Raw genomic sequence first — 8,721 nt, 5'->3', positions numbered from 1 at the left:
CGAAAGTGATAGTGAGATCTTGCGGGTCCAAAACTATCCGGCTTCACCGGTATCCGCAGGCGGAACATACGCGTTGTTGCTATAGGCTTGACATTTTCACCTTGTGTCAGATTATTACTATAACGCGTCCAAGTTTGGAAAATCTCTTCACTTTTGCAATATCGGCGGTATCTAAATCCAAGACGAGAAAATAGATATGTTTTTGTGCAGGGTAACAATGCCGGCTTGGTGTTTACCATAAAAAGGATATTGGTTATGTGCTTGCGCAGTGAGTTGTCGTGATTCTAAAGCAAAAGCAGGAGCCGACAATAAGCCAGCTCCTACCAATGCGGTATTTTTTAGAAAATCACGGCGAGAATGGATTTCTGCCATAATTTATTCCTACCTTATTTCTCTAAGAGAACGCCTAATTGCGCCAACGGCTCGCCCAGTTGGTTTACTGCCTCGGCTAATGCTTTAACATCGTTTTTTGACAATTTGTTATAAGCTACGTAATCGTAACCGTTTTTCGCTTTATTGTGTTTTGCCAGTAAGCTATTGACCGCAGCAAAGCGCGGCGATTTCGCCGAAAGTTTCGCATCGGTTTTGTCTAATTGCGGTTTAAAGATTTCATAGATTTTTTCCGCCCCCTCAATATTCGCTTTGAAATCGTAAAGGTCGGTTTTAGAGAAAATTTCCTCTTCACCGGTTACTTTAGTGGTGGACACCTCATTTAATAAATCCACCGCACCGGTGATCATTAATTCGGGAGTAACTTCCGCCGTCGGAATTTTGGGCGCGTAATTCTTTAACGTCTTTTAGCAGTTGTTCCGCAGTCGCTTTTGTACCTTTAGTGGTATTTTTCTCCCATAAAACTTTTTCGATTTTTGGAAGCCGGACCAATCTTTTTCCGTTTTGCCTTCTTCGGTTAAATCGGCAAGGCGTGCGTCAATACGAGGATCCAAATCGCCAAAACTCTCGGCAATCGGTTCGGAACGTTCAAAATACATTCGTGCAAGCGGGTAAATTTGTTTCGCTTTTTGCACATCGCCTTTATCTAGATAAGCAACAAATTTCTCGGTGTCGGTAACTAAGCGGTCGATTTGCTCAACCACAAATTGTTTATAAGTTTCGGTTTCTTTGCTTAAGTCTAATGCAAAAGATTGAGTCGTCAGTAATACACCGGAAAGCAGCACGGCTAATTTTGTTAAACGCATAAAATTTTCCTCTATCTAAGAATAGTGTGGTAATCATATTCTTATTAATAATCATTATCAAAACAATGGTGTTGATTTTGTGATCTGATTCACATTTTAATTTGTAAATTTTTTTAGAAAATTGACCGCTTGCTTGTGCTAAAATCCTATCCGAAATTTCTTGGATAGGATGTGATATGAGCAAGCAAGGCAAACCTTTTATTTTACATAGCCCGTTTAAACCCTCTGGCGATCAGCCGTCAGCGATTGCCAAATTGACCGAAGGGCTAAATGACGGATTGGCGCATCAAACGTTACTGGGGGTAACCGGTTCGGGTAAAACCTTTACCATTGCTAATGTGATTGCTCAACTCAATCGTCCGGCAATGTTGCTTGCGCCGAATAAAACGCTTGCTGCTCAGCTGTATGCCGAGATGAAAGCCTTCTTCCCAGAAAATGCGGTGGAATACTTTGTGTCTTACTATGACTATTACCAACCGGAAGCCTATGTGCCGAGTAGCGATACTTTTATCGAAAAAGATGCGTCGATTAACGAACAAATCGAACAGATGCGACTGTCGGCAACCAAATCATTCCTTGAACGCCGAGATACTATCGTAGTGGCTTCTGTTTCCGCCATTTATGGTTTGGGGGACGTGGACGCTTATATGCAAATGATGTTGCATTTGCAAGTGGGGGCGATTATCGGCCAACGAGAGATCCTCGCTCGTCTTGCCGAATTGCAATATACCCGTAACGATCAAGCATTTCAGCGTTCGACTTTCCGTGTGCGTGGCGAAGTGATTGATATTTTCCCTGCCGAATCGGATGAAATAGCGTTACGGGTTGAATTGTTTGACGATGAAATCGAAAGCCTTTCGTTGTTTGATCCGCTTACCGGACATAGTTTGGGCAAAGTACCTCGCTATACCATTTATCCGAAAACCCACTACGTTACCCCTCGTGAACGCATTTTGAATGCGATTGAAGAAATCAAACAAGAGCTGGTGGAACGCCGAGAATACTTCATCAAAGAAAATAAATTGTTGGAAGAACAACGTATTACTCAACGCACGCAATTCGATATTGAAATGATGAATGAGCTGGGCTATTGCTCGGGGATCGAAAACTATTCACGCTATCTGTCGGGCAGAAAAGAGGGCGAACCGCCTCCGACATTATTCGACTATATGCCGGCGGACGGCTTGCTGATTATTGACGAAAGCCACGTTACCGTACCGCAAATCGGCGGTATGTATCGAGGCGACCGAGCCAGAAAAGAAACGTTGGTGCAATACGGTTTCCGCTTGCCGTCTGCGTTGGATAACCGCCCGTTACGCTTTGAAGAATTTGAACGTCTTGCGCCGCAGACGATTTATGTATCGGCAACACCGGGTAACTACGAGCTAGAAAAATCAAACGGCGATGTGGTGGATCAAGTGGTTCGCCCAACGGGATTATTAGACCCGATCATCGAAGTTCGTCCAGTCGCTACGCAGGTTGATGACGTACTATCCGAAATTCACAAAACGAGTAGCGGTAGATGAACGTGTACTAATCACTACGCTAACCAAGAAAATGGCGGAAGATTTAACCGATTACCTCGATGAACACGGCGTGCGTGTGCGTTATCTGCATAGCGATATTGATACGGTTGAACGGGTAGAAATTATTCACGACTTGCGTATGGGAATGTTTGACGTATTGGTCGGCATCAACTTATTGCGTGAGGGCTTGGATATGCCGGAAGTGTCGCTGGTGGCGATTTTAGATGCGGATAAAGAAGGCTTTTTACGTTCCGAACGTTCATTAATTCAGACCATCGGACGTGCAGCTCGAAACCTGAACGGTAAAGCAATTCTTTACGGCGACCGCATTACTAACTCTATGCAAAAAGCGATTACCGAAACCGAACGCCGCCGAGAAAAACAACAAAAATACAACGAAGAACACGGTATTACTCCGCAAGCCCTCAACAAAAAAGTAGGCGAATTGCTCGACATCGGACAAACCGACAAGCCGAAACGAGGCAAACAAGCGGTTAAAATCGAAGAAAAATCTGCAAATACCTACAAACCAAAATCCCGCAAAGAGCTGGAAAAAGAACTCAAACAACTCGAACAACAAATGCGAGATTTTGCTAAGGATCTTGAGTTCGAAAAAGCGGCTGCGGTAAGGGACAAGATTGGGGAGTTGAAGGCGGTGTTGTTGGAGGTTTGATAGAAAAAAGCCCGATTACTCATCGGGCTTTAAGTTTTTATTATTTGACTTTTCTTTTTATCATATTATATACATCTCTAGCATTAGCTAAATTAAATAGATAATTAATAAAAATATACAAAGCCATTGTTAATATAAACATAAGATAGCGAAATAATATATGTTGCTCTCTTAATTTCTTATCTAGAAAATCTTGTTCTTCTTTGCTGGTAAATAAACTGCAAATAGTTTCCAGGTTATTTGGATGTATCTTGAATTTTATTTTACCTTCTTCACAGTGGTAAGCTGTTTTTCATTTTCTTGATTGCTAGGAGTGTAAAAAATATCGGAGTAACTAAACTTTCTTACCTTGTCATGACTTATCCAATAAGTCTCTCTACTATCTGTAAATTCTAGCAAGGCATAATTTCCAATAGATAAATTTATTAATATAGGTAGAAGAGCTAGAAAGCATATAAAAGCAATGATGAATCCGGCTATAGTACTTAACAATTTTCTTTTACTTGGTACATTACGAACACTTAGTGTTTCAATATCAAATTCTCCTTTAAGCTTAGATAGCAACCTATAATCTAATTCATATTTTCTTATCCATTTTTCAAATTCCTGCTTATGTTTTAAACTTGTTGCATTGGTTTATAATAAAAATTAAATTTTTCAATTTCTATTATGTCATTAATCAAAGAACCTTTCTCATTATTAGTTTTATCTTTCCCTATAATAAATATAAGCAACCGATGTGTAATGGAAAACGCTGACTTTGCCCTGCATTTATAATATAAAATAATTAGTAAGATTATAATTGGGGTGAGAATATAATAGACTATATTTGAATATTTTTGAAAGAAGCCAAAAAATCATTTCAATATCTTGCATAAAAAAATCCTCTTTAAAAATTTGATATTCGCAGTAGAATCTGTAGTCTATTTGCTCTCATCTATCTATACAAGCTAGTTAGTAAAAATTTTTAGTTTTCAATGAAACCTCAATGGCTTCTGCCTCCTGACTTGTACTTTTTTGTAAGATATGCCAAAGTGTTACCTAGGGTAATTTTTATCTTATAGATTCCCCTCTCTCTGATTTTCGCAAAGTCGTTACTTTGCTCAAATCTGTCTCTCTCCCGCAAGGGGGAGAGAGACAGTTTGTTAAAGCGTGTAGCGAAACAAGCAGAGAGAGGGGAAAATATCCTTAAATTAGTTTAATTTACGATGTTATCTTAGATTAAACTGACTTTTCTTTTTTATGTGGTGGCTTTGTGAAATTTGCGAGAAATCAGACGCTTGCTTGTGTTAGAATAAATAGACATTTTGAAGAGGAGAATAGTATGGATCTTGCCTACCTAGCCGAATTGCCGAGAGAAGAATTTATTGAGCGTAGAAATCGTGTGTTTGAGCAAATGCAGGATAATTCTGCGTTGGTGGTGTTTACCGAAACCGAGAAACGCCGTAATAGCGATTGCGATTATTTGTTCCGACCTGATAGTTATTTCTGGTATTTAACCGGTTTTGCCGAGCCGAATCGGCATTGTTGCTGATTAAAAAAGACAGTAAAAATGAGAGTGTGATTTTTTTGCGTAAAAAAGATCCGCTAATGGAAACGTGGAACGGCCGCCGTTTGGGGATTGAAAAAGCCCCTGAAACCTTGAACGTGGATTTGGCATTTGATATTGAGGATATTGTGCGTGTTTTTGCAGAAAAAACGCAAAATTTGACCGCTTATTACTATGCGAAAGGCTTACAAGAATGGGGCGATAGCATAGTGGCGGAACAGTTTGCTGACGTGATTGACTGGCAGCCGATGTTGTCGGAAATGCGCTTAATTAAATCGACAGCGGAGATCGCTTTGATTCAGCAAGCCTGTCATATCTCGGGATTGGCACATATCCGAGCAATGAAACAAACTCGCCCAAATCGTTATGAATTGGAAATTGAGGGCGAGATTCAGCACGAATTTACCCGCTTTGGGGCGAGATTTCCTGCTTATAATTCGATTGTGGCAAGTGGTGAAAATGCCTGTATTTTGCACTACAACGAAAATGATCAGGTATTAAAAGACGGTGATTTATTGCTGATTGACGCAGGGGCGGAATTTGCTCATTATGCGGGCGATATTACTCGAACCTTCCCGATTAGTGGTAAATTTTCTGAACCGCAACGAGAGATTTATCAGCTCGTGTTGGACGCAATGAAAGAAGCAGCTAAATGGCTTATTCCGCAAAGCTCGATCAAAATTGCCAATGAAAAAGCGGTGCAAGTGCTAACCGAAGGTTTGGTTCGCTTAGGCATTTTGAAAGGCGAAGTCGAACAGTTAATCGCAGAGAAAGCCTATCGCCAATTCTATATGCACGGCTTGGGGCATTGGCTTGGTTTAGACGTTCACGATGTCGGCAATTATGGCACTGAGCGAGATCGTCCGCTTGAAATCGGTATGGTGCTAACCCTTGAACCGGGTTTATATATTTCAAGTGAGGCGGATGTACCTGAGCAATACAAAGGCATTGGTGTGCGTATTGAGGATAATTTATTGATTACTGAATATGGCAATAAAAATTTGACAAGCGGTTGCCCGAAAGAAATTGCTGATATTGAAGCAATTATGAATGTTCAGTAGATAGGAAAAGTAAATAACCACAGAACGCACGGAATACACAGAAATTTTTCGTGATGACGCTGATGTATACTCGTGGTTATTTTTTATATCGAGCTTAAAGCTCGATATAAAAATAACCACGAAGATTACATCAGCGTCACTACGAAAAATTTTCCTGTGTATTCCGTGTCGTTCCTGTGGTTATTTACTTTTCCTATCTACTGAACATTCATAATTGCTTCAATATCAGCAATTTCTTTCGGGCAACCGCTTGTCAAATTTTTATTGCCATATTCAGTAATCAATAAATTATCCTCAATACGCACACCAATGCCTTTGTATTGCTCAGGTACATCCGCCTCACTTGAAATATATAAACCCGGTTCAAGGGTTAGCACCATACCGATTTCAAGCGGACGATCTCGCTCAGTGCCATAATTGCCGACATCGTGAACGTCTAAACCAAGCCAATGCCCCAAGCCGTGCATATAGAATTGGCGATAGGCTTTCTCTGCGATTAACTGTTCGACTTCGCCTTTCAAAATGCCTAAGCGAACCAAACCTTCGGTTAGCACTTGCACCGCTTTTTCATTGGCAATTTTGATCGAGCTTTGCGGAATAAGCCATTTAGCTGCTTCTTTCATTGCGTCCAACACGAGCTGATAAATCTCTCGTTGCGGTTCAGAAAATTTACCACTAATCGGGAAGGTTCGAGTAATATCGCCCGCATAATGAGCAAATTCCGCCCCTGCGTCAATCAGCAATAAATCACCGTCTTTTAATACCTGATCATTTTCGTTGTAGTGCAAAATACAGGCATTTTCACCACTTGCCACAATCGAATTATAAGCAGGAAATCTCGCCCCAAGCGGGTAAATTCGTGCTGAATCTCGCCCTCAATTTCCAATTCATAACGATTTGGGCGAGTTTGTTTCATTGCTCGGATATGTGCCAATCCCGAGATATGACAGGCTTGCTGAATCAAAGCGATCTCCGCTGTCGATTTAATTAAGCGCATTTCCGACAACATCGGCTGCCAGTCAATCACGTCAGCAAACTGTTCCGCCACTATGCTATCGCCCCATTCTTGTAAGCCTTTCGCATAGTAATAAGCGGTCAAATTTTGCGTTTTTTCTGCAAAAACACGCACAATATCCTCAATATCAAATGCCAAATCCACGTTCAAGGTTTCAGGGGCTTTTTCAATCCCCAAACGGCGGCCGTTCCACGTTTCCATTAGCGGATCTTTTTTACGCAAAAAAAATCACACTCTCATTTTTACTGTCTTTTTTAATCAGCAACAATGCCGATTTCGGCTCGGCAAAACCGGTTAAATACCAGAAATAACTATCAGGTCGGAACAAATAATCGCAATCGCTATTACGGCGTTTCTCGGTTTCGGTAAACACCACCAACGCAGAATTATCCTGCATTTGCTCAAACACACGATTTCTACGCTCAATAAATTCTTCTCTCGGCAATTCGGCTAGGTAGGCAAGATCATACTATTCTCCTCTTCAAATGTCTATTTATTCTAACACAAGCAAGCGGTCTGATTTCTCGCAAATTTCACAAAGCCACCACATAAAAAAGAAAAAGTCAGTTTAATCTAAGATAACATCGTAAATTAAACTAATTTAAGGATATTTTCCCCTCTCTCTGCTTGTTTCGCTACACGCTTTAACAAACTGTCTCTCTCCCCCTTGCGGGAGAGAGACAGATTTGAGCAAAGTAACGACTTTGCGAAAATCAGAGAGAGGGGAATCTATAAGATAAAAATTACCCTAGGTAACACTTTTGGCATATCTTACAAAAAAGTACAAGTCAGGAGGCAGAAGCCATTGAGGTTTCATTGAAAACTAAAAATTTTTACTAACTAGCTTGTATAGATAGATGAGAGCAAATAGACTACAGATTCTACTGCGAATATCAAATTTTTAAAGAGGATTTTTTTATGCAAGATATTGAAATGATTTTTTGGCTTCTTTCAAAAATATTCAAATATAGTCTATTATATTCTCACCCCAATTATAATCTTACTAATTATTTTATATTATAAATGCAGGGCAAAGTCAGCGTTTTCCATTACACATCGGTTTGCTTATATTATTATAGGGAAAGATAAAACTAATAATGAGAAAGGTTCTTTGATTAATGACATAATAGAAATTGAAAAATTTAATTTTATTATAAACCAATGCAACAAGTTTAAAACATAAGCAGGAATTTGAAAAATGGATAAGAAAATATGAATTAGATTATAGGTTGCTATCTAAGCTTAAAGGAGAATTTGATATTGAAACACTAATGTTCGTAATGTACCAAGTAAAAGAAAATTGTTAAGTACTATAGCCGGATTCATCATTGCTTTTATATGCTTTCTAGCTCTTCTACCTATATTAATAAATTTATCTATTGGAAATTATGCCTTGCTAGAATTTACAGATAGTAGAGAGACTTATTGGATAAGTCATGACAAGGTAAGAAAGTTTAGTTACTCCGATATTTTTTACACTCCTAGCAATCAAGAAAATGAAATAACAGCTTACCACTGTGAAGAAGGTAAAATAAAATTCAAGATACATCCAAATAACCTGGAAACTATTTGCAGTTTATTTACCAGCAAAGAAGAACAAGATTTTCTAGATAAGAAATTAAGAGAGCAACATATATTATTTCGCTATCTTATGTTTATATTAACAATGGCTTTGTATATTTTTATTAATTATCTATTTAA

Annotated in this window: 4 protein-coding genes and 6 pseudogenes; 4 read left to right on the top strand and 6 right to left on the bottom strand. The window is 39.3% G+C overall.

All coding sequences use genetic code 11. From position 1 onward, the window contains the following. Together DY200_RS10665 and efeO are read right to left on the bottom strand one after the other, a co-directional pair. Positions 1-372, bottom strand: a pseudogene (locus tag DY200_RS10665) (Dyp-type peroxidase domain-containing protein); the annotation flags it as partial. 14 nt (positions 373-386) lie between these two features. Continuing rightward, a pseudogene (efeO, locus tag DY200_RS10660) lies at positions 387-1,196 on the bottom strand (iron uptake system protein EfeO). A 176-nt stretch (positions 1,197-1,372) separates the two neighbouring features. On the opposite strand from efeO, the pseudogene uvrB reads away from it, so the two are divergent. Further along, a pseudogene (gene uvrB / locus DY200_RS10650) lies at positions 1,373-3,395 on the top strand (excinuclease ABC subunit UvrB). Positions 3,396-3,435: 40 nt separating this feature from the next. Here the strand turns inward: uvrB and DY200_RS10855 are convergent. Genes DY200_RS10855 through DY200_RS10845 form a run of 3 tightly spaced genes read right to left on the bottom strand, consistent with a single transcriptional unit; the run spans position 3,436 to position 4,180 of the window. Next, entirely contained in the window at positions 3,436-3,621 is a 186-nt protein-coding gene (locus tag DY200_RS10855; RefSeq protein ID WP_280523268.1) for a DUF6216 family protein, read from the bottom strand. 32 nt (positions 3,622-3,653) lie between these two features. Beyond that, a complete protein-coding gene (locus DY200_RS10850) occupies positions 3,654-3,986 on the bottom strand; it encodes a DUF6216 family protein (RefSeq protein WP_280523267.1) in 333 nt (110 codons plus the stop codon). A gap of 26 nt (positions 3,987-4,012) precedes the next feature. Beyond that, positions 4,013-4,180 carry a DUF6216 family protein gene (locus DY200_RS10845; protein ID WP_277870330.1) on the bottom strand — a complete coding sequence of 56 codons (168 nt, stop codon included), beginning with the start codon at positions 4,178-4,180 and terminating at the stop codon, positions 4,013-4,015. A gap of 539 nt (positions 4,181-4,719) precedes the next feature. Between DY200_RS10845 and pepP (DY200_RS10635) the strand changes: the two are divergent. Next, positions 4,720-6,005: pseudogene (gene pepP, locus DY200_RS10635) on the top strand (Xaa-Pro aminopeptidase). Between the two features lie 197 nt (positions 6,006-6,202). Here pepP (DY200_RS10635) and pepP (DY200_RS10735) read toward each other — a convergent pair. Beyond that, positions 6,203-7,465: pseudogene (gene pepP / locus DY200_RS10735) on the bottom strand (Xaa-Pro aminopeptidase). Between the two features lie 522 nt (positions 7,466-7,987). On the opposite strand from pepP (DY200_RS10735), the gene DY200_RS10875 reads away from it, so the two are divergent. Continuing rightward, positions 7,988-8,203 carry a DUF6216 family protein gene (locus DY200_RS10875; protein WP_342352671.1) on the top strand — a complete coding sequence of 72 codons (216 nt, stop codon included), beginning with the start codon at positions 7,988-7,990 and terminating at the stop codon, positions 8,201-8,203. Positions 8,204-8,222: 19 nt separating this feature from the next. Beyond that, positions 8,223-8,721: pseudogene (locus DY200_RS10730) on the top strand (DUF6216 family protein); the annotation flags it as partial.

The organism is Actinobacillus lignieresii (genome assembly GCF_900444945.1).
GTDB classification, from domain to species: Bacteria; Pseudomonadota; Gammaproteobacteria; order Enterobacterales; family Pasteurellaceae; genus Actinobacillus; species Actinobacillus lignieresii.
The sequence above is the reverse complement of the archived record's forward strand: the minus strand, read 5'-3'. Positions and strand labels throughout refer to the sequence as shown.